A 20,555-nucleotide genomic window follows, 5' to 3' on the forward strand; every position below is an offset into this window, starting at 1 on the left:
GCAGGCCGGAATGACGGGCGTCGCTCACTCGCCTTCTCCCGGACCCAGGTCCCGCGCCAGGCGGAAACCGGCGAAGATCTGGCGACGGATGGGATGGTCCCAGTTGCGGAAGGTGCCGCGACAGGCCACCGGATCGGTGCCGAAGGAACCGCCGCGCAGCACGCGGTAATCGCCGCCGAAGAACACCTCGGAGTACTCCCGGTACGGGAACACGCGGAAGCCCGGATACGGCTCGAAACCCGAAGCGGTCCATTCCCACACGTCACCGATCAGCTGGTGCACGCCCGCGGGAGACGCGCCGGACGGATACGCGCCGACCTCGGCGGGTTCCAGATGCCGCTGCCCGAGGTTCGCGGTGGTCGCGTCGGGATCGGCGTCGCCCCACGGGAATCGGCGCGAGGCGCCGGTGGCCGGATCGAACCTGGCCGCCTTCTCCCACTCCGCTTCGGTGGGCAGGCGCTTACCCGCCCAGTTCGCGTAGGCCTCGGCCTCGAACCAGCACACGTGTACGACCGGCTGCCGCGGCCGCAGCGGGGTCATCACCCCGAATACCCGCCGCCACCAGCGCCCGGACGGATCGCGCTCCCAGAACTGCGGCGCGACGAGGCCTGCCTCGGTGCGGTGCGCCCAGCCGCGCTCGGACCAGAGCTCGGGCCGCTCATAGCCGCCGTCGTCGATGAAAGCCAGGTATTGCTCGTTGGTCACCGGCGCGGCGTCGATCGCGAAGCCGGGCACCCGGACCGGATGGGCGGGGCGTTCGTTGTCCAGCGCCCACACGTCGGTCGAGGTGCCCATGGTGAATTCGCCGGCGGGGATCACGACTTCCCCGGTGACCGGCGCCGCGGCGGTGGGTGCGGCCGCCGCGGCGAGCACGGGTGCGCCCGCGCGCAACTGATGGGTGGCCAGCATGGTCTCGTCGTGCTGCTGCTCGTGCTGGGCGATCATGCCGAACGCGAACCCGTCATCGATCAGTGGCCGACCTCGTAGGTCGCTGCGCTCCAGCACATCCCACACCTTGTCGCGCACGGCGCCGACGTAGTCGCGGGCCTGGCCGGGATCGAGCAACGGTAGTTCGGGCCGGTTCGCGCGGGCGTGTTTGAAGGCGTCGTAGAGCTCGTCGATGTCGGCGCGCACCGCGTCGCGTCCGCCGACGTCGCGCACGAGCCAGAGTTCTTCCTGATTGCCGATGTGCGCGAGGTCCCAGACGAGCGGGCTCATCAGTCGCGAATGCTGGGCTACCAGTTCGGCTTCGTCGAGGCAGTCGGTGAGGGTGAGCGTGCGTTGCCGGGCGCGCGTGAGCACCTCGGCGATCCGGTCACGCAGCTGTTCGGTACCGGAGTGGTCGGTGAAGGCGGAATGGGAAGTGGTCACGGGAAACGTCTCCGGGATTCGTGCTGATCGGCGTCTGCGCTGCTGGGCGACTCGGCGCGGTCGACCGGGTCGCTGTCGGGGAAATGCGGTCGGCTGCTGGTCACAGGGCTGTCTCCGTGGGCTCCGTGCTGTGCTCGGTGTCGTCCTCGGTCGGGGTGCGTCCGTGGCGACATCGTTTCGCGGCGGATTCCACGGCGCGGGCCGCGTCGTCGGTCGCGGTGTGCTCGGCCGCCAGGCGTAGCAGGGCGACCGCACCGGCCCTGATGTCGGGATCGGCCAATCCGTAGCGGGCGGCATCGACCCAGCGGCCGGCCAGCGGCGCGGCGATCGAGCTCGCCTCCGCGACCACCGCCGGGCTGGACATGAGCGCGTCGATCACGTGCACCGGCACGGTCCACGCGTCGCCGGGCTGGGCGTCGATGTAGCGGACCTCCAGGTGGCCCGAGGCGCGCACCGGCGGGAACAGCGTGGTCAGGTGGTAGTCGAGGTCGCCGATGCCGGGGCGGCGGCCGACCTCGTCGTCCAGTGCGCCGGACAGCCAGTCGGCGAAGGTCGCACCGGGCGGTGCGGACCATTCCGCGCAGTCGCCGTTGCCGCCCTCGGCGCCGCCGTCCGGTCGGCGCACGCACAGCAGCGGCACGTCCAGCGCCCATCTGCCGTACGCGGCGATCGGGTCGGCCCAGTCCAGCACCGGCGGGCGGGTGCGCGTGTTGTCCAGCCGCAACCAGGCCCGCATGCGCTGAGACGCCCATGTGCCCGGCGGCGCGCCACGCAGGCCGGGTGAACAGGCGAAGGCGGCCAGCAGCGCCGGGCCGACGGCGTACAGGGCGCTCCAGCGCGCGGTGACGTCCGCGCGGTCGGCCCCCGCGTCGACGCTGACCTGGGTGGCCGCGGTATTGCACATCATCAGTTTGCCGAACGGCCCGACGCCGCCGAAGGAGCGCTCCATCGCGCGATAGCGCGGCAGCTGAAGCAAGCGCTTGGGGCGGCGGTCCGCGTCGGCGGCGACGGAAACGGTCCGGATGGACCGGGATTCGAGAAGTTCCCGCAACAGGCGGGCATCATCGCGCAGCCGATCACACAGCTGCGCGGCAGCTCCGTAGGGAGCGCTGGAGAGTTCGATCTGACCGCCGGGTTCCAGAGTGACCCGGCTGCCCCCCGGCAAGGCGAGCGCCGGCGAATCGGGGGCGATGGACCGTGGTGCGTACGGTCCGAGTGCGTCCGCCATGGCGGACAGCTGGGGGCGCGGAGCGGCCGAGGGACCCGACGCCGAACACTCACCCTGCACCGTGAGCCATTCGAGTTCGGCGCCGATCAGCGCCGGTGGCCCGAGCTTGAAACACACCCCTCCGACATATGCTTCCGCCGCCGCGCGGGAGGACAGTTCTCCCTGCTCGGTGGCACACCCGGCCGACTCAGGACTCTCGAGCGTGACCGCCATGCCAACCTCCAGTGGGCTCCGGGACGTAGTCCGCTGCTCTTCGGTTATCGCCATTCTCCGCGGTGGTATTCCACTCCCCGGCCGAAATTCGAGTGCGGCGATCCATCCAGCGTAGCGACGCAGGCCGACAAGAAACCGACATGAAGCCGAACAATTCACCCGATAAGGTCGGCTCCATGCTGGATGACGATCGCGTACGAGCCGACACTCCCGGATGCGCGCCGGGGCCCGGACCGGGACCCGTTTTCCTCGACAGCGCCGGATCGTCGCTACCCCCACGGGTCGTCACCGACACCGTCGTCGCGCATCTGCGCAGGGAGGCGGAGATCGGCGGCTATCGTGCCGCGAACGAGCGGCTCGACGATCTGGCCGATGTCAAGACCGTGATCGGCGCGCTGATCAACGCCGCACCCGAGAGCATCGCGCTCAGCGACAGCGCCACGCGCTCGTGGGCGGACTTCTTCTACTCGGTACCGCTCGCCGCGGGCGATCGCATCCTGGTCTCCGAGGCGGACTACGCCAGCAACGCCATCGCCGCTCTCCAGCGGGCCCGCGCCACCGGCGCCACGGTGGAGACGATTCCCAGCGACGGGACCGGGCAGATCGACTTGGACGCGCTGTCGACGCTGGTCGACGAACGGGTCAAGCTGGTGTCGGTGCTGCACGCGCCGACCAACGGCGGGCTGGTCAATCCAGCCGCCGAGGCGACCCGGATCGCGCACTCGGTCGGCGCGCTGGTGCTGCTGGACGCCTGTCAGTCCGCCGGCCAGCTGCCCCTGGACGTGGCCGAACTCGGCGTCGACGCCTTGTCGGCCACCGGCCGCAAGTGGCTGCGCGGCCCGCGCGGCACCGGTTTCCTCTACCTGCGGCCGGAGTTGGCGCGCTCGATCGAACCCGCCCGGCTCGACCTGCATGGCGCGCAATGGACCGGCCCGCACGACTACCGGCTCGCGCCCGATGCCAGCCGCTTCGAGTTCTGGGAGTGCGACGTCGCGGGCAGGCTCGGCCTGGGCGCCGCCGTGCGATACCTGCTCGAACTGGGCCCGGAAGATGTCTACGCCGCGATCGCGGCCCGCGCCGAGCACCTGCGCAAGGCGCTGCCGGAGATTCCCGGGGTGACCGTGCGCGACATCGGTCTGCGGCACAGCGGCATCGTGTCGTTCACCGTGGACGGCGTCGACTCCGGCGAGGTGCGCGACCGGCTGCTGGCGCAGGACATCACGGTCACGGTCAGCCACGCCGGTTCGACCCTGCTGGATATGACCGGCCGTGGCCTCGCCTCCGTGGTGCGCGCCTCGCCGCACTGCTTCGTCGGCTTCGACGAACTCGATCGCTTCGTCGCCGCGGTGGCGGAACTGCGCGCTTGAGCCGCGAGCGGCCCGCGACACTCAGGCCAGATGCACCGCCAGGGCCCTGGCCACCAGAGCCTCGACGTCGGCGCCCGGTGCGACCAGACGCAGGCTGCGATTGGCCCGCGCGGTGGCGATGCCGTGCAGATTCGTCCACAGGGCGATCGCGCGGTCGCGCGGATCGGTCGTGCCCGCCGCAGCGCCGACCAGCTCGGCGAACCGCGCGAACAGCGGCAGGGTGACCGACCGCAGATTCTCGCCGGAGCCTTCGAGCAGATCGTGCCGGAACATCAGGGTGAACATCTCCGGCCGCCGCGCGGCGAACTCGATGTACTCGGCGCTCATCCGCCCGAGACGGTCGCGCGCGGACTCGGCCTCCACCGCCGTGAACCGGTCGGCGAGGTCGGCGAACCCCCGCGCGGCGATGGCGGCCAGCAGTGCGCGGTGGGTCGGGAAGTAGCGCCGCGGCGCACCGTGGGAGACGCCCGCCGCCCGGGTGATCGCGCGCAACCCCAGGTGCGCGGCGCCCACCTCCTCGAGCAGATCGACGCCGACGTCGACCAGTCGATCTCGCAGCGTCTCGCTCTCGGGCATGCGGACATTGTCTACGCATGCCACGGCAGAACCACACTCCCGCACATAGACACTGTCTACGCGATGCGGTAGACAATGTCTACGCGTTCGTCTACGGAGGTCTACATGTGGTACTCGCTGTTCAAGTACGTGCTGCTCGGTCCGCTGCTGCGGCTGCTGGGCAGGCCCGATGTCGCGGGGCCGGACAACATCCCGCGCACAGGGCCGGTGATCATCGCGGCCAATCACCTCGCCGTGATCGACTCGCTCTACCTCGCGCTGGTCATCCCCCGGCGCGTGACGTTCCTGGCGAAACAGGAGTACTTCACCGGGAAGGGCCTGCGCGGCCGGTTCAATCGGTGGTTCTACTCGGTCTCCGGGCAGGTTCCGGTCGACCGGACGGGCGGCGACGCCGCCGCGGGCGCACTGGCGGCGGCCACCCGCATCCTGGAAGCAGGCGGGGTCTGGGCGATCCATCCCGAGGGCACCCGTTCACCGGACGGGCGGATCTACCGCGGCCGTACCGGCACCCTGCGGGTCGCCATGGCCACCGGCGCGCCGGTCGTTCCGGTGACGCTGTCGGGCACCGACCGGGTGAACCCACGCGGCAGTCGTCTGCCGCGTTTCGGCAAAGTGCGCATCGAGTTCGGGGCGCCGCGCCGCTACCCGCCCGCCGAGCAGCGCCACATGGTGCGCGCCGCCACCGACGAGCTGATGCGCGAGCTGGCCGCGCGCTCGGGCCGGTGCTATGTCGATCGCTACGCGGCCACCTTCTCGTCGCTGTGACCTGGGGCCCCCGGAAAAGGGGTTAACGCCGCCCCGCGATGGCGGGATAGTGGGGGGAGGCCGGTTCCCGGCGACAGCTGGTGGTTAGGAGATGAACGTTGAGCAGGTTCACCGACGAGATGTATGCCACGGCGCGAAACTCCGAGCGCGGACTGGTAACCGGCGAGCCCAGCGCCCCGCTGCGGCGCACCTGGGCGGAGATCCACCGGATCGCCCGGCGCATGGCGGGCGGGCTGGCCGAAGCGGGCATCGGGCACGGCGACGCGGTCGGTGTGCTCGCGGGCATGCCGGTCGACATCGCCCCGGCCTGCCAGGCCGTCTGGATGCGCGGCGCGTCGATCACCATGCTGCACCAGCCGACTCCGCGCACCGATCTGGTGGTCTGGGCGCGCGACACCGAGACCGTGCTGACCATGATCGAAGCGCGCGCGGTCGTGCTGGGCGCGCCGTTCGAGGCGGCCGAGCCGCTGCTGCGCGAACGCGGTATCACCGTGGTGCGCATCGACCAGCTGCCCGACGGGCCCGACACCGACCCGGTGCCCGCCGCCGAGGGCGATATCGCGTTGCAGCAGTTGACCTCCGGGTCCACCGGCTCGCCCAAGGCGGTCCGGATCACGCACGAGAACTTCTACGTCAACGCCCACGCCATGTTCGACCGGGTGAAATTCCAGGTCGACGACGACGTGATGGTCAGCTGGCTGCCCCTGTTCCACGACATGGGCATGGTCGGATTCCTCAGCGTCCCCATGCAATTCGGCGCCGAAGTGGTGTGCGTGACGCCGCTGGACTTCCTCACCAGGCCGCTGCTGTGGGCCGAGCTGATCAGCAAGTACCGCGGAACCGTCACCGCCGCACCGAATTTCGCCTATTCGCTGCTGGCCCGGCGGCTGCGGCAGGCCGATGACGGCGCGTTCGACCTCAGCAGCGTGCGCTACATGTGGAACGGCGCCGAACCGGTGGATCCGGACACCATGGACGCTCTGGCCGCCGCCGGGAAACGCTTCGGGCTCAACCCGATGGCGCTCACCCCCGTCTACGGCATGGCCGAGACGACGCTCGCGGTGTCGATCCCCGACGCCGGTCACGGACAGGTGCTCGACGTGATCGATGCCGATCTGCTCGAAGCGATCGGCAAGGCGGTGCCCGTGCCGGAGGAGCACGGCCAGCCCGCCAACATCCGCAGGCTGCCCACCCTCGGCTATCTGGTCGACCATCTGGAGGGCCGGATCGTCGACAGCGAACGTCAGCCGCTGCCTACCCGGTCGGTGGGGGTGATCGAATTGCGCGGCCCCGCGGTCACTTCCGGGTATGTGACGGTGGACGGATTCCAACCGGCCCAGGACGACGAGGGCTGGCTGGACACCGGCGACATCGGCTACTTCACCGACGAGGGGCTGATCGTGGTGTGCGGCCGGATGAAGGACGTGATCATCATGGGCGGCCGCAACATCTACCCCACCGACATCGAGCGCGCCGCGACCAGGGTGAGCGGCGTACGTCCGGGCAACGCGGTGGCGGTGCGCCTCGACGCGGGCCAGAAGCGGGAGAGCTTCGCCGTGGTGGTGGAGAGCGGCAGCCACCAGAACCCCGAGGAGGTCAAGCGCATCGAGCGCGAGATCGTGCATTCGGTGTTCGCGGAGGTCGGCGCTCGGCCGCGCACCGTCACCGTGCTCGGCCCCGGCGCACTGCCGAAGACCTCTTCGGGCAAACTGCGCAGGGCCGCGACCGCGATCCACCTGCCGCGCGGATGATCGGCCGGGCGCACCTCGTATCGAGCGAGGCGCGCCTCAGTGCACTTGGTTCTGCGCGGTCTCCAGACCCACGCGCAGCAGCAGCTCCACCGCGTCGGCGGCCTGCTCGACGATCACCGGGACCTCTTTGCGCTCCGGCGCGGAGAACGGCTTCAGCACGTAGTCGGCCGGATCCTGCCGGCCCGGCGGGCGGCCGATGCCGATGCGGGTGCGCAGGTAGTCCTTGGTGGTCAGGGCGCTGGAGACGGAGCGCAGACCGTTGTGCCCGCCCTCGCCGCCGCCGCGCTTGAGCCGGATGGCGCCGAACGGCAGGTCGAGTTCGTCGTGCACGACGATCACCTCGGTCGGCGGCACGGAGAAGAACTTCGCCAGCGCGGCCACCGGCCGCCCGGACAGATTCATGAACGACCGCGGCTTCGCGATCAGCACCTGGCGCCCATCCAGCCGCGCCTGCAGCAGGTCGGCGCCGGATTTCTTGTGCACACCGAAACGGCCGCCGACGCGCTCGGCGAGCACGTCGGCGACCAGGAAACCCACATTGTGCCGGGTGCGCTCGTATTCGGGACCGGGGTTGCCCAGTCCGACGACGAGCGCGGGCCCGGCGGACGGTGCGCTGTTACTCAGCGCTCTCGCCCTCGGCCTCGGCCGCTTCCTCGCCCTCGACGGGCTCGGCGGCCGGGGCGGCGATCACGTTGACGATCAGGATCTCCGCATCGGCGGCCAGCTCGACGCCCTCGGGCAGCTGCAGCTCGCCCGCGGTGATCTGGGTGCCGGCCTCGACACCCTCGACGGAGACCTCGATGGCCTCGGGCAGCTTCAGCGCGTCGGCCAGGACGGAGACGGTGGTGGCTTCCTGGGTGACCAGGGTGCCGGGGGCGGCGTCGCCGGCGACGGTGACGTTCACGTCGGCGGTGACCTTCTCGCCGCGCTTGATGATCAGCAGGTCGGCGTGCTCGATGTATCGACGGATCGGGTGCACCACAACGGACTTGGTCAGCGCGAGCTGCTTCTGGCCGTCGATGACGAGGTTGAGCACCGCGTTGGTGCCGTGCTCACGCAGGATGGCGGCGAAGGCCTGGGCGTTCACCGACAGGTGCTGCGGGTCGGCCTGATGGCCGTACAGCACGGCCGGGACGTTGCCCGCACGACGGGTACGACGGGCGGCGCCCTTGCCGAACTCGGTACGTACGGATGCTTCGAGAAGGTTGACGTCGGACATGACTGGATCTACTCCTACGGCTCTTCCGGGCTGTCAGTTACACGTCAGGGGTTCCGCACACCTGACGGGGGTGGTCTACTCGTCGGGGCGAAGACCGAACGAGGACGGCCGGAAGCCGAGCCGCGTCGATCACGGTGCCGCAAAACTGGTCTGCGGTCACCCTCGCCGAGACAACCCGAACACCATACCCCAGCGCAGAGGCGCTCTTTGAATCGGGTGGTCACCGGCGGTTCGGCTCGCGCTCGAGCGAGTCGCGTACGCTGGCGTGGTTGCCGATCGGTCGTCTGCGAAAGGTTGTCTTGCGTTGAGCGCCTCCCCTGAGGGTGTTGTCGCGCCCGCACCCCGCGGGCTGTCCGCGGAGGTGGCCCGCCGGCGCACGTTCGCGGTGATCTCTCACCCCGACGCCGGCAAGTCCACGCTCACCGAGGCACTCGCCCTGCACGCCAGGATGATCTCCGAGGCGGGCGCGATCCACGGCAAGGCCGGGCGCAAGTCCACCGTCTCGGACTGGATGGAGATGGAGAAGGCGCGCGGTATCTCGGTCAGCTCGACCGCTCTGCAGTTCAACTACCGCGCCGCGGGGTCCGAGGTCGACAGCGTCATCAACCTGGTGGACACCCCCGGCCACTCCGATTTCTCCGAGGACACCTACCGGGTGCTCACCGCCGTCGACGCCGCGGTGATGCTGATCGACGCCGCCAAGGGCCTGGAGCCGCAGACGCTGAAGCTGTTCCAGGTCTGCCGCCACCGCGGCATCCCGGTGATCACCGTGATCAACAAGTGGGACCGGCCGGGCCGGGCTCCGCTGGAGCTGCTCGACGAGATCGACGAGCGGATCGGCCTCACCCCCACCCCGCTGTTCCTCCCGGTCGGTATCGCGGGAGATTTCCGCGGCCTGCTGCGCCGCGGCCCGGACGGCGCGGCGCTCGAATACATCCACTTCACCCGCACCGCGGGCGGCGCGACCATCGCGCCGGAGGAGTCGCTGACTCCGGAGGCCGCCCAGGCGCGCGAAGGCGAGCCGTGGACCACCGCCGCGGAGGAGAGCGAACTGCTCTCGGCCACCGGCCAGGACCACGACCAGGAGTTGTTCCTGGCCGGGCAGACCTCACCGGTCATCTACGCCTCCGCGATGCTGAACTTCGGCGTGCGGCAGCTGCTGGAGACCCTGGTGGCGCTCGCGCCCGCCCCGGGTCCGCGCCGCGATGTCGAGGGCAAGCCGCGCGAGACCGGCGATCCGTTCAGCGCGGTGGTGTTCAAGGTGCAGGCGGGCATGGACTCCGCCCACCGGGACCGGCTCGCGTTCATGCGGATCGTGTCGGGCGAGTTCGAACGCGGCATGGTGGTCACCCACGCGCAGACCGGGCGGCCGTTCGCCACCAAGTACGCGCTGACCGTGTTCGGCCGCGAACGCGCCACCGTCGACACCGCCTACCCCGGTGACGTCGTGGGCCTGGTCAACGCGACGGCGCTGGCTCCGGGGCACACGCTGTTCGTGGACAAGAAGGTGGAGTTCCCGCCGATCCCGTCGTTCGCACCGGAGCATTTCGCCGTGCTGCGGGCCCGTAGCGCGGGCAAGTACAAGCAGTTCCGCAAGGCGATGGACCAGCTCGATTCCGAGGGCGTCGTGCAGGTGCTGCGCAACGACATCCGCGGCGACGCCGCTCCGGTCCTGGCGGCCGTCGGCCCGATGCAGTTCGAAGTGGTGACCGCGCGCATGCTCACGGAGTTCAACGTCGAGACCACGATGGAACACCTCGGCTACACGCTGGCCCGGCGCACCGATGCCGCGTCGGCGGAGGAACTCGGGCGGCAGCGCGGGGTGGAGGTGTTCACCCGCTCAGACGGTGCGCTGCTCGCGCTGTTCAGCGATAAATGGCGGCTGCAATACATCGAGAAGGAGCACCCGGCGCTCACCTTGGAGCCCCTGGTGGCCACCGCCGACTGAGTCAGCCGGCCTCGGACTCCGGCCGCATCGGCGGGGTCCCGGGGTCGCGTTCGATCGAAGAGATGCCGTCTTCTTTCGCGATCAGGCCCCAGCGGCTCGAGGTCAGCCGCAGGCTGGGCAGGTCGCTGAGGGAGAGCACCACTTCGTAGGTGCGTTCGTAGCCGGTGTGCGAGATGCGCCAGTGGCCGTCGTCGCAGCGGACGTAGCGGTCGGTGTAGAAGGCCGCGCCGCGCAGCAGCATGTTGTGGCCCGGAATGAGCACCGTGTCGGCGAGGTACCACGTGCCGGTCGCGGTGTCGCCGTCCACATCGATCTCCGGGTGGTCGCAGCGGTGCTCGGTGATCACGTGCGGCCCGAGCGTGTTGCGCATGAACGCGATGAACGCCTCGCGTGATTCGAACTGCAGATATTCGCTGTAGGTCGCGGTCGCCTCGGGCACCATGGTGTCGGCGAAGTCATCCCAGGATTTGGTGTCGAGGGTGCGCAGGTACCGGTACTTCAGCCGGAAGATCGCCGAGACGTCGTCCAGCTCCCGCTCGTCGCGGCCGCGGCCCGCCCGTGGATCGTCGCGCACCTGGCCGAAGTCGATGGTTCCCGCGTCGAAGCGCAGCGGGTCGTCGGCGTCAGCATCCCCTTCACCGGCGCTGGTCGCCCGCCTGTCGCGGTCCGGACCCGCACCGACCGGGTCGAAATCTCGTTCCTCCGGCTCCGGTATGCCGGAATCGGTGTCCACCCCGCCGCGCTCCTGGCCGACCGGGGGAAATCCCAGGTCGTCGCGCTGCGGCCCACCGGAGCCCGTGCCCCGGTCGTTACGCACTTGCCCAGCGATGCCCAAACCTGGGTCGCCGCGCCCCTGCCCGCCGGTTCGCTGATCCATACCCTCAACAATCCCATCCCGAGTGCCGGATTGGGAGGGTTGTATCAGATTGCTATCACGGCGAGCGGAGCAGTCCGGTCAAGATCAACTTCGGGGTCAGCTTCCGATCGTGAAGCAGGTACGGCAGAAGTCCTCGCCGAACTCCGTCAGCCGGAGACTCTTGCGCACGATCTTCGGCGCCCGGCCCGCCTTCTTCAGCGCCGCCTCCACCACGGGCTGCACCTCGAGCACCATGTACCGGCTGAGCACCACCGGATCGTCCGAGGTCAGTGTCAGCCCGAGGCGATTGAGATTGATCAGGTAGGAGCGCGCGCGGTCGGGGTAGCGCACGCCGGCCTGCTCGGGCACCGAGGTGAGATCGCCCTGCACCAGTTCCGAGCCGATCCCCAGCGGCCGGTTGGTGCGCACGTCGACCGCGGGCTGCGGGCCGTTGAGCGCCATGAAGCGCAGGATGCGCGCCTCGTCGGGAGCGAGTTCGTCGAGGATGCGGTCGTAGGCCGGGTGCACGTCCTCGGTGAAGTAGACGTCGGCGGACCTGGCCAGCAGCGCGTCGCCACGGCGGCGCAACTCCTCGGTGCTCGCCGAGCGCAGGTAGGGGCCGACGGTCAGCGGCTGCTGCGAGGTGGGGCCGTTGGAGGTCGGGACGTAGCTGACGATCTCCCGGACCGAGCCCTCGGTGACGCCGAGAGCGCTGCGGGCGATGGAACGCAACGCGTTTCCGGTCCGCTCGGCGATCTCGGCCGAGGACTCCCCGTCCAGCGCGGCCTGGGTGATCTCCCTGGTGACCTCGTAGGTCGTGCCGACCGCCCATTGGCTTCCGCGCACGACGGTGCCCGCGGCCACTCCTGCCGCGCGGAACACGCCGCGGATCAGCCGTGCCTCATTGCTGATCTGCCGCTGTTCGACATCCGAACTGCGCTCGACGGCGCGGGAACCTGGCCGAGCCACGTCCTGTCCGGTCCTGTCGTCTGCCACGTTTTCTCCGATATCGCCGGGGGGAACGAATCCGCTCCACAGATTACTTCCCCTTGTGTCGCGGGTCATTCGCACCGCCTGACTCGGACAGTGCGACCGGCACGCGGCGCGCAATAGGGTTTCTTCGAGGAGGGGGTGCTAGTTTTGGGTGCCGGTGAGGCGGCGATCACCGGTGTATCGGCAGGAGGGTGTCGTGTTAGAGAGCGTATTCGGAATCCACCCCACGATCCTCCTCGAGCTCGTGACCATACCGCTTTTCACCGGCGTGATCGGCTACATCACCAACTGGACCGGCGTGCTCATGCTGTTCAAGCCGGTCGCCTTCCACGGCGTCCGAGTGCCGGGCCTGCGCGCGCTGTATCCATTCCTGCCCAAGCGAATTCAGGTCCTCCCGCTGCTCAGCTACGACGGCCGGTTCGGGTGGCAGGGCATCGTCCCGTCGCGCGCCGACAAGATGGCGAGCATCGCGGTCGACAAGGGCCTGGCCAAGCTGGGCAGCGTAGCCGACTTCTACCGGGAGCTCGAGCCGGACAAGCTGGCCGAGCACCTCACCAGCATCGCCGACGCGCAGATCAAGGACATCGTCGAGGACATCCTGCGCCGCGAGCATCCTCAGCTCTGGTACAACCTGCCCGCCCAGGTGCGCGACATGGTGCATGCCAGGGTGCGCCAGCAGCTGCCGGAGATCCTGCGTGAGCTGACCGAGGAATTGGGCGCGAATATCGATCAGCTGCTCGATGTGAAGCAGATGGTGATCCGCTACTTCCAGGCCCGGCCGCATCTGCTCAACACGCTGTTCCAAGTGCTCGGCGCGAAGGAACTGCGATTCATGCAGAACTTCGGTTTCTACTTCGGCGCGCCGATGGGCGTGCTGCTGGTGGCCATCCTGCATCTGAGCGGCTGGTCCAGCCTGGTCGTGCTGCCGATCGGCGGTGTGATCATCGGCTGGGTGGTCAACTGGATCGGCATCAATATGATCTTCGCGCCCGCATATCCGAAGTGGTGGGTCCCGTGGCGGCAGGGCCTGCTGATCAAACGCAAGTCCGAAATCACTGACGGATACGCGGAATTGGTTTCCAGCCAGGTGATCACCGTGGCGAATATCGGCGACGAGTTGCTCAACGGCCCGCGCTCGGATCGCACCATGCAGATGCTGGAGGACACGCTGCGCCCGGCCGCCGACCGCGCGCTCGGCCCCGCGCGCCCTGCGGTCAAATTCATGCTCGGCAGCCGCGAATACGACTCGCTGCAATCGACCTTCACCAACGAAGCCATGTCCATCGCGCCGATCGCGTTCGCGGACCCGGAGTTCAATGTCCGCCAGGGCAGGCAGATCAACGAATACATCGCCAGGCAGATGGCGATGTTGTCGCCGCCGGACTTCGTCGACATGCTTCGCGCGGCCATCAAACAGGATGAATGGCTCCTTTTCGTCCATGGCGGCGTGCTGGGGCTCTTCGCCGGATACGCTCATATCCTGATCTTCGGAACGGGAGTGGCGACATCATGGCTGTAGCGAGTCCGGACGACGGCGATCCCGAGGCCGTCGAGCACCTCGACGCGACGGCGGCGAATGCCGGGCCATCGCAGGAGATCGCCCGGCGGCCGGCTTCGGACATCGCTCACACCGACGAATCACCAAGACGGGTCACGGTTCCCGTGGCCACCGTGCGTGCCGCTACGGGCGTCGCACGGGTCGCGTGGACCGCCGTCACCGGGGTGACCTCCTGGGGAGTCGGCACCGCGGTCGACGTCACCTCGACCGTCGTGCGGCGCAGCATCGAGGGAGCGCCGCCGCGAGAAGTGCTGGCCGAGGCGGAGTCCGAAGTCCGTGACGCGATGCGCAAAGCGCTCGGCCTGTCCGCCGCCGCGCAACCGCCCGCGCAGGACGCCGTGCCGACGCTGCGCGAGCAGGGCGCCGCGCTGCTGCGGTTGTCGGCGAGCCCGCACGGCGAGGACGACAACCATCCGGCCTTCGCGGGCATGCTCGCCGAGCTGACCCCCGACGAGGCGCGCATCCTGCGTTTCCTGCATCTGGACGGGCCGCAGCCCTCGATCGACATCCGCACCGGACGCCCGCGCGCGCTCGGTTCCGAACGCCTCGGCTCGATGCTCACCCTGATCGGTGAGCACGCCGGCCTGCGCTTCCCCAACCGGATCCAGCAGTACCTGACCAACCTGCGCAGACTGGGCCTGGTCGAGCACGCGCGCGAGCCGGTCGGCAATCCGAACCGGTATCAGCTGCTGGAGGCGCAGTCACCGGTGCGGGAGATGCTGAAGCGGTCCGGTTTCGGCACCAAGGTGATCTACCGCAGCGTGGTGCTCACCGACTTCGGCGCGGACTTCGTGCGCACCTGCCTGCCCGTGGTGGTGCAGGACGGACGCGCCTCGGGGCACTAGGGTTCCCAGCCGCGCAGCGCCAGCTCGGCCACCCGCTCCAATTCGGCCCGGCTCGCGCCGTCCCGCGCCGCCTGGGACATTCCCTGCATCACCGTGCCGACATAGCGGGCCAGCGTGCGCGCGTCCAGGTTCGGCGACAGGACGCCCGCGTCGATGTCGGCCTGGATGCGCGCGGCGAACGCGTCGATGTTCCGGTTGCGCATGTCGCGCAGGAAATCGGCGATCTCGGCGCTCGTGGTGTTGACGCCCGCGCTGATCACCAGACAGCCGTGCGGGCACGCCGGCCGGGTGTACTCCACCGCCGCCTCGCGCAGGATGCGCCGGACCGCCGCGTCGGCGGTGCCCTCCTCGGCGAGCGCCCGCGTGACGAAACCGCCGTAGCGCGCGCCGAATGTCGCGACGACCTCGGCGAACAACGTTTTCTTGTCTCCGAACGCCGCGTACAGGCTGGGCGCACCGATTCCCATCGCCGCGGTGAGGTCTCCGATCGACGTGGCCTCGTACCCGCGTTCCCAGAACAGCCGCATGGCCTTCTCCAGTGCCGCGTCCCGGTCGAAGGATCGGGGCCGCCCGCGGGTCGTGGTACTCATGCGGCAATTTTATAGCGATCACTAGAGAATGTGCTACCTTTCTTTCTGTAGCGACCGCTAGAGAAAGGGGCGCGTGATGGGCGCACTGACAGGCAAGACGGCACTGGTGACCGGAAGCAGCCGGGGTATCGGCCGGGCGATAGCCGAACGACTGGCCCGTGACGGCGCACGGGTGGCGGTTCACTACAACAGCGACGAGCAGGCCGCGAAGGCGACCGTGGCCGCGATCGAGGCATCGGGCGGCGCGGCATTCGCGATCCGCGCCGAACTGGGCGTGCCCGGTGACGCCGAGGCGCTGTGGGCGGCCTTCGACGCGCACGCCGACGGCCTGGACATCCTGGTGAACAACGCGGGCACCGACGGCATCCGGGAGCCGATCGCCGGGACCGACGAGGCGGCGTTCGACCGGGTCTTCGCGATCAACGCCAAGGCGCCCTTCTTCATCACCCGTCTCGGCCTGGACCGGTTGCGGCCGGGTGGGCGGATCGTCAACATCTCCACCGGCCTTACCCACGGCGCGTACATGCCGCAGCTGATCGCCTACACCATGACCAAGGGCGCCATCGACAGTTTCACCAGCGTGCTCGCCAAGGAGGTCGGGGCACGTGGCATCACCGTGAACGCCGTGGCCCCCGGCATCATCGACACCGACATGAACGCGAACTGGCTGCGCAACGCCGAAACCCAGGCGGCGGTGGCGGCGATGTCCCCGCTGCAACGAGTGGGGCAGCCCGCCGACGTGGCCGACGTGGTCGGGTTCCTCGCCTCCGACGAGGCGCGCTGGGTGACCGGGCAGTGGATCGACGCCACCGGCGGTGGACTGCTGTAACGGCCCGGGGATCGCCCCGCCCCCGGTTCCTTTTCGCAACGCCCGCTACGGAACAGCATCGGCCGGCCGCTCCCATTAGGCTTGAGCACCGTGCTGTCAGTTGTGCCGAGTCCCGTCACCGTGCGGGCGCCGTCGAAGGTGAACCTCCATCTCGGAGTGGGCGACCTGCGTGCCGACGGCTACCACGACCTGACCACGGTGTTCCAAGCGCTGTCCCTGAGCGACGATCTGGAGATCTCCCCCTCGGGTTCGCTGGCCGTCCGGGTCACCGGCGAGGGCGCCGCGGACGTGCCGACCGACCGGACGAACCTGGTCTGGAAGGCGGCCGTCCGGCTCGCGCACCTCGGCGGCCGCGCTCCCCTGGTGGAAATCGCCATCGCCAAAGGCATTCCGGTAGCCGGGGGCATGGCGGGCGGGAGCGCCGACGCCGCCGCCGCGCTGGTCGGGCTGAACGAACTGTGGGACCTGGGATTGTCCAGGGAGGAACTGAGCGCGGTGGCGGCCGAACTCGGCAGCGATGTGCCGTTCGCCCTGCACGGCGGCACCGCGCTCGGCACCGGCCGCGGGGAGCGCCTGCTGCCGGTGCTGTCGCGCAGTACCTTTCACTGGGTGCTCGCCTTCGCCAAAGGCGGTCTGTCCACGCCCGCGGTCTTCGCCGAACTCGACCGGTTGCGCGAGCACGGCGATCCGCCTCGGGTCGGCGAACCGCAGCAGTTGATGCAAGCGCTGGCCTCCGGCGACGCGCACCAGCTCGCACCCTTGCTCGGCAACGACCTCCAGGCGGCGGCGGTGTCGCTGAAGCCGGAACTGCGCCGCACGCTGCGGGCGGGCGTCACGGCGGGCGCGCTGGCCGGGCTGGTTTCCGGCTCCGGGCCCACGTGCGCGTTCCTGTGCGAGAGCGAGGAATCGGCGATCTCGGTGGCCGCCGAACTCGCGGGCGCGGGCGTCTGCCGCAGCGTGCGGACGGCCGGCGGGCCCGTGCCCGGTGCGCGCGTTCTCAGCGCCGACCCGTCGGGGAAGCACTGACCGGCAGCGCCTCGCCGACGGACGAAGGCGCCCGACCGGCAGCGACGCGAGGACAGCCCTGAAGCGTCCAGTCCTCCGCCGCGGCACGAAGGCGCGTTGCTCAGGGCAGCGCGTCGGCGAGCCGATCGACCTGATCGGCATCGCGCCCGTAGCAGTAGAACATCACCTCGTCCGCGCCCAGATCGCCGAATTCGGCGATGGTGGCGCGGATCTGCGCGGGCGTGGTGAGCATTCCGGCGAGGAAGCCCTCGGCGTAATCGCTGAACGCGTAGTAGGCGCCCATCGACGCGCGGGCGTCCTCGATGACGTGATCCGGGCCGAGGGCCACGTTGACCTGGGCGACGATCCTCGGCTCACCCGAGCGGCCGTGATCGGTCCAGGAACGGCGCACGGTGTCGAAGAGGTTGCCCGCCCAGGAGGGCGGCGCGGCGGCGAGGAATCCGCCGCCCCACCGCCCGACGCGCCCGAGCGCGGCGGGCTGGAAACCGCCGAACAGAATCTCGGGCCCTTCCGGGCGCAGCGGCGCGGGGCCGATCGGCCCGCACTCGTCGCTGTAGGCCTCCCCCGCCCACAGGCGGCGCAGGAGCGCGAGTTGCTCGTCGAGGCGGCGGCCGCGGGTGCGCAGGTCGGTGCCCGAGGCGAGGTGGTCGTCGGCGCGACCGCCGACGCCGAGGCCGAGCACCAGCCGTCCGCCGGTCATCCGGTCGAGCGTGGCGGCCTGCTTGGCGAGCAGCACCGGATCGCGCAGCGGCGCGAGCAGCACTTCGGTCTGCACCTTGACGCGGCTGGTCGCGCCGGCGATCGTGGCCAGCGCGATCAGCGGTTCGGGGTTGTCGTAGACCAGCCGGTCGAGCAGGCCGAGGGTGCGGAACGGGCCCGCGTCGGCGCGCCGGGCCCAGTCGAGCAGGGCGGCGGGATCGGAAATGGGCAGGCCGAGGCCGACGTGCATGGAATTCCTCCGGGGAAGCGATGCGGAATGGGACGGGTGCCGCCCGCCGACACCTCGAGGCGAGGTGGGCGTCCCACTCTGCGGCTGTACTTCTGGGGAACGCCGGATCGGTTACATGGAACGAACAGTGTTCGTTCGCCGCTCAATCTAAACGAACATTGTTCGTCCCGCAAGCTCTCCCGCTGCTCGCCGGGCGAACGGACGCCCCGCCCGGGTCGGTACGCTGGCCCGGGGCCCACGACCGCGACAAACAGGTCTCATCGGACCGCCCCCGCAAGACACGGAAGGATCCATGTCCAACCTGATCAATCTCGAACAGGTCCACAAGAGCTTCGGGATCAAGCCGCTGCTGGACAACGTCTCGCTCGGCGTGCACGCGGGCGAACGGATCGGAGTCGTCGGCCTCAACGGCGGCGGCAAGACCACCCTGCTCGAGGTGCTCACCGGTATCGAGGAACCGGACAGCGGCCGGGTCAGCCGGCTCGGCGGCCTGCGTATCGCGGTGGTGACCCAGCGCGGCGTGCTGCCCCCGGGGGCGACGGTCGGTTCGGTGGTACTGGCCGGGCTGGCCGACGACGCCATGACCGACGAGGTCGCCGAACACGAGTGGGCCGCCGACCCGCGCATCCGCTCGGTGATGGAAGGCATCGGCATCGCCGATCTCGGCTTGGACACCTCGGTGGACAATCTCTCCGGCGGCGAGCGCCGCCGGGTCGCGCTCGCCGCCGCGCTGGTGCGCGAACTCGACCTGCTGGTGCTCGACGAGCCGACCAACCACTTGGACGTGGAGGGCGTGCAGTGGCTGGCCGCGCATCTACTCGGCCGACGCAGCGCGCTCGTCGTGGTGACCCACGACCGCTGGTTCCTCGACACCGTCGCCACCAACACCTGGGAAGTGGTCGGCGGCAAGGTCGAGAGCTACGAGGGCGGCTACGGCGATTGGATCTTCGCCCGCGCCGAGCGCGCCCGTCAGGCGGACGCCTCCGAGGCCCGGCGGCGCAATCTGGCCCGCAAGGAATTGGCCTGGCTGCGGCGCGGCCCGCAGGCGCGCACCTCCAAGCCGCGCTATCGGGTCGAGGCCGCCGAGGCCCTGATCGCCGACGTGCCGCCGCCGCGCGACAGCGTCTCGCTGGCGGCCTTCGCGCGCAAACGCCTCGGCCGCGTCGTCGTCGAGTTGGAAGACGCCACGCTCACCACCCCGGACGGCAGGGAGCTGGTGCGGGACCTGACCTGGCGGCTGGCGCCGGGCGAGCGCGTCGGCCTGGTCGGCGTCAACGGCTCGGGCAAGACGACGTTGCTGCGCGCTCTGGCCGGAGACACCGGCGCGATCTGGGCCGGGGGCAAGCGCGTCCAGGGCCAGACCGTCCAGATCGGCTGGCTGCGCCAGGAACTCGACGACCTGCCGACCGGCCTGCGGGTGCTGGAGGCGGTGCAGCAGGTCGCACAGCGAATCATGCTGGGCGACAAGGAGGTGTCCGCCGGTCAGCTGGCCGAGCGGCTCGGCTTCACCCCCGCCCGCCAGCGCACCCCGGTCGGCGACCTGTCCGGCGGCGAGCGGCGGCGCCTGCAACTGACCCGCATCCTGATGTCCGAGCCGAACGTGCTGCTGCTCGACGAGCCCACCAACGACCTGGACATCGACACCCTGCAACAGCTGGAGGACCTGCTCGACAACTGGGCGGGCACGCTGGTCGTGATCAGCCACGACCGGTATCTCATCGAGCGGATCTGCGACTCGACCTGGGCGCTGTTCGGCGACGGCAAGCTCACGAACCTGCCCGGCGGCATCGAGGAGTACCTCACCAGGCGCGCGGCCCTCACGGCGAGCCGGAGCCGCGCCGCCGCGCCGGAGGCCAAGCCCGCCGACGCACCGGCCACCGACTCCGCCACCTACCGCGCGGCCCGCAAGGAACTCACCCGGCTGGAACGCGCCATCGACAAGCTCTCCGAGCGCGAGCAGCGCTTGCACTCGGCGCTCGCCGACGCGGCCACCGAGCCGGACAAGCTGGTCACCTTGGGCGCGGAACTCAAGCAGGTGCTCGCGGAGAAGGAGACGGCCGAGGAGCGCTGGCTGGAACTGGCCGACGGCGTGTGAGTTCGCGGCACCCTTGCGGATTCATACCCATAGGGGGTACCTTTCGAAGGTCGGGGTACCCCCCGGCCGTATGAGAATCTGGATGCGAAGGAGTCGGACATGCCCACCACCACCTACACCGTCACGGGGATGACCTGCGGGCACTGCGTCAGCTCCGTCAAGACCGAGATCGGCAAGATCGACGGCGTGACCGGCGTGGAGGTGGATCTCGCCAGCGGCGCCGTCCGCGTCGACAGCACCGCGCAGATCGCCGACGCCGACATCGTCGCCGCGGTGGACGAAGCGGGCTACGAAGTCGCCGTCTGATCCGGACCGTTCGCGTGGCTCCTCGCTCCGGCCGATGCCGGTACGGGGAGCCACTGCCTTGTGCGCAGTG

Annotated in this window: 19 protein-coding genes; 10 read left to right on the forward strand and 9 right to left on the reverse strand. The window is 70.0% G+C overall.

Features of this window, described 5'->3' with window-relative positions; translation table 11 throughout:
- Positions 1-24 precede the first annotated feature (24 nt).
- Positions 25-1,371: an ergothioneine biosynthesis protein EgtB gene (gene egtB / locus ON29_RS24225; RefSeq protein WP_051175550.1), complete on the reverse strand. Its 1,347-nt coding sequence runs from the start codon at positions 1,369-1,371 to the stop codon at positions 25-27.
- Positions 1,372-1,471: 100 nt separating this feature from the next.
- Entirely contained in the window at positions 1,472-2,812 is a 1,341-nt protein-coding gene (egtA, locus tag ON29_RS24230; RefSeq protein ID WP_040869793.1) for an ergothioneine biosynthesis glutamate--cysteine ligase EgtA, read from the reverse strand.
- A 176-nt stretch (positions 2,813-2,988) separates the two neighbouring features.
- On the opposite strand from egtA, the gene ON29_RS24235 reads away from it, so the two are divergent.
- The gene (locus ON29_RS24235; RefSeq protein WP_040869977.1) at positions 2,989-4,179 is read left to right on the forward strand and encodes an aminotransferase class V-fold PLP-dependent enzyme; all 1,191 of its coding nucleotides are present in this window, start codon (positions 2,989-2,991) and stop codon (positions 4,177-4,179) included.
- 21 nt (positions 4,180-4,200) lie between these two features.
- Here ON29_RS24235 and ON29_RS24240 read toward each other — a convergent pair whose 3' ends face one another.
- Positions 4,201-4,755: a TetR/AcrR family transcriptional regulator gene (locus ON29_RS24240; protein ID WP_040869795.1), complete on the reverse strand. Its 555-nt coding sequence runs from the start codon at positions 4,753-4,755 to the stop codon at positions 4,201-4,203.
- 105 nt (positions 4,756-4,860) lie between these two features.
- On the opposite strand from ON29_RS24240, the gene ON29_RS24245 reads away from it, so the two are divergent.
- Entirely contained in the window at positions 4,861-5,520 is a 660-nt protein-coding gene (locus ON29_RS24245; RefSeq protein ID WP_040869796.1) for a lysophospholipid acyltransferase family protein, read from the forward strand.
- Between the two features lie 98 nt (positions 5,521-5,618).
- Positions 5,619-7,271, forward strand: a complete 1,653-nt coding sequence (locus ON29_RS24250; protein ID WP_040869797.1) for a fatty acyl-AMP ligase — start codon at positions 5,619-5,621, stop codon at positions 7,269-7,271.
- A 36-nt stretch (positions 7,272-7,307) separates the two neighbouring features.
- Here ON29_RS24250 and pth read toward each other — a convergent pair whose 3' ends face one another.
- Positions 7,308-7,895 carry an aminoacyl-tRNA hydrolase gene (gene pth / locus ON29_RS24255; protein WP_040869799.1) on the reverse strand — a complete coding sequence of 196 codons (588 nt, stop codon included), beginning with the start codon at positions 7,893-7,895 and terminating at the stop codon, positions 7,308-7,310.
- Positions 7,888-8,490 carry a 50S ribosomal protein L25/general stress protein Ctc gene (locus tag ON29_RS24260; protein ID WP_040869802.1) on the reverse strand — a complete coding sequence of 201 codons (603 nt, stop codon included), beginning with the start codon at positions 8,488-8,490 and terminating at the stop codon, positions 7,888-7,890. The genes pth and ON29_RS24260 overlap by 8 nt, the downstream gene beginning before the upstream one ends.
- A 304-nt stretch (positions 8,491-8,794) precedes the next feature.
- Between ON29_RS24260 and ON29_RS24265 the strand changes: the two genes are divergently transcribed.
- Positions 8,795-10,438 (forward strand): peptide chain release factor 3, encoded by a 1,644-nt coding sequence (locus ON29_RS24265; protein WP_040869803.1) that lies wholly within the window; start codon positions 8,795-8,797, stop codon positions 10,436-10,438.
- A gap of 1 nt (position 10,439) precedes the next feature.
- On the opposite strand, the gene ON29_RS24270 is transcribed toward ON29_RS24265, so the two are convergent.
- Positions 10,440-10,967: a nuclear transport factor 2 family protein gene (locus ON29_RS24270; protein WP_040869980.1), complete on the reverse strand. Its 528-nt coding sequence runs from the start codon at positions 10,965-10,967 to the stop codon at positions 10,440-10,442.
- A 444-nt stretch (positions 10,968-11,411) separates the two neighbouring features.
- Positions 11,412-12,290 carry an Abi-alpha family protein gene (locus tag ON29_RS37255; protein ID WP_083864042.1) on the reverse strand — a complete coding sequence of 293 codons (879 nt, stop codon included), beginning with the start codon at positions 12,288-12,290 and terminating at the stop codon, positions 11,412-11,414.
- 241 nt (positions 12,291-12,531) lie between these two features.
- Between ON29_RS37255 and ON29_RS24280 the strand changes: the two genes are divergently transcribed.
- Positions 12,532-13,806, forward strand: coding sequence for a DUF445 domain-containing protein (locus tag ON29_RS24280; protein ID WP_245549089.1), 1,275 nt, complete (start codon positions 12,532-12,534; stop codon positions 13,804-13,806).
- The gene (locus tag ON29_RS24285; protein ID WP_040869804.1) at positions 13,797-14,690 is read left to right on the forward strand and encodes an Abi-alpha family protein; all 894 of its coding nucleotides are present in this window, start codon (positions 13,797-13,799) and stop codon (positions 14,688-14,690) included. The genes ON29_RS24280 and ON29_RS24285 overlap by 10 nt, the downstream gene beginning before the upstream one ends.
- Here the strand turns inward: ON29_RS24285 and ON29_RS24290 are convergent.
- Positions 14,687-15,280 (reverse strand): TetR/AcrR family transcriptional regulator, encoded by a 594-nt coding sequence (locus ON29_RS24290; RefSeq protein WP_040869806.1) that lies wholly within the window; start codon positions 15,278-15,280, stop codon positions 14,687-14,689. The genes ON29_RS24285 and ON29_RS24290 overlap by 4 nt on opposite strands.
- Before the next feature lie 76 nt (positions 15,281-15,356).
- Here ON29_RS24290 and ON29_RS24295 point away from each other — a divergent pair, with 76 nt between their 5' ends.
- Together ON29_RS24295 and ON29_RS24300 are read left to right on the forward strand one after the other, a co-directional pair.
- Entirely contained in the window at positions 15,357-16,109 is a 753-nt protein-coding gene (locus ON29_RS24295) for an SDR family oxidoreductase (RefSeq protein WP_040869808.1), read from the forward strand.
- A 90-nt stretch (positions 16,110-16,199) separates the two neighbouring features.
- Positions 16,200-17,135, forward strand: coding sequence for a 4-(cytidine 5'-diphospho)-2-C-methyl-D-erythritol kinase (locus tag ON29_RS24300; protein ID WP_040869984.1), 936 nt, complete (start codon positions 16,200-16,202; stop codon positions 17,133-17,135).
- 100 nt (positions 17,136-17,235) lie between these two features.
- On the opposite strand, the gene ON29_RS24305 is transcribed toward ON29_RS24300, so the two are convergent.
- On the reverse strand, positions 17,236-18,084 hold the full coding sequence (locus ON29_RS24305; RefSeq protein WP_040869809.1) for an LLM class flavin-dependent oxidoreductase: 849 nt from the start codon (positions 18,082-18,084) through the stop codon (positions 17,236-17,238).
- Between the two features lie 292 nt (positions 18,085-18,376).
- On the opposite strand from ON29_RS24305, the gene ON29_RS24310 reads away from it, so the two are divergent.
- Together ON29_RS24310 and ON29_RS24315 are read left to right on the forward strand one after the other, a co-directional pair.
- A complete protein-coding gene (locus tag ON29_RS24310; protein WP_040869811.1) occupies positions 18,377-20,179 on the forward strand; it encodes an ABC-F family ATP-binding cassette domain-containing protein in 1,803 nt (600 codons plus the stop codon).
- Positions 20,180-20,278: 99 nt separating this feature from the next.
- Positions 20,279-20,485, forward strand: coding sequence for a heavy-metal-associated domain-containing protein (locus ON29_RS24315; RefSeq protein WP_040869813.1), 207 nt, complete (start codon positions 20,279-20,281; stop codon positions 20,483-20,485).
- Positions 20,486-20,555: the final 70 nt, after the last annotated feature.

Origin of the sequence: Nocardia exalbida NBRC 100660 (assembly GCF_000308575.1) — a bacterium.
GTDB lineage: Bacteria > Actinomycetota > Actinomycetes > Mycobacteriales > Mycobacteriaceae > Nocardia > Nocardia exalbida.

What these genes read in the sequence shown, in the direction of transcription:
- egtA (WP_040869793.1), bottom strand. Translation starts at nt 2,812, where the DNA reads ATGGCGGTCACGCTCGAGAGTCCTGAGTCGGCCGGGTGTGCCACCGAG.
- ON29_RS24235 (WP_040869977.1), top strand. Translation starts at nt 2,989, where the DNA reads ATGCTGGATGACGATCGCGTACGAGCCGACACTCCCGGATGCGCGCCG.
- ON29_RS24240 (WP_040869795.1), bottom strand. Translation starts at nt 4,755, where the DNA reads ATGCCCGAGAGCGAGACGCTGCGAGATCGACTGGTCGACGTCGGCGTC.
- ON29_RS24245 (WP_040869796.1), top strand. Translation starts at nt 4,861, where the DNA reads ATGTGGTACTCGCTGTTCAAGTACGTGCTGCTCGGTCCGCTGCTGCGG.
- ON29_RS24260 (WP_040869802.1), bottom strand. Translation starts at nt 8,490, where the DNA reads ATGTCCGACGTCAACCTTCTCGAAGCATCCGTACGTACCGAGTTCGGC.
- ON29_RS24285 (WP_040869804.1), top strand. Translation starts at nt 13,797, where the DNA reads ATGGCTGTAGCGAGTCCGGACGACGGCGATCCCGAGGCCGTCGAGCAC.
- ON29_RS24290 (WP_040869806.1), bottom strand. Translation starts at nt 15,280, where the DNA reads ATGAGTACCACGACCCGCGGGCGGCCCCGATCCTTCGACCGGGACGCG.
- ON29_RS24295 (WP_040869808.1), top strand. Translation starts at nt 15,357, where the DNA reads ATGGGCGCACTGACAGGCAAGACGGCACTGGTGACCGGAAGCAGCCGG.
- ON29_RS24305 (WP_040869809.1), bottom strand. Translation starts at nt 18,084, where the DNA reads ATGCACGTCGGCCTCGGCCTGCCCATTTCCGATCCCGCCGCCCTGCTC.
- ON29_RS24310 (WP_040869811.1), top strand. Translation starts at nt 18,377, where the DNA reads ATGTCCAACCTGATCAATCTCGAACAGGTCCACAAGAGCTTCGGGATC.
- ON29_RS24315 (WP_040869813.1), top strand. Translation starts at nt 20,279, where the DNA reads ATGCCCACCACCACCTACACCGTCACGGGGATGACCTGCGGGCACTGC.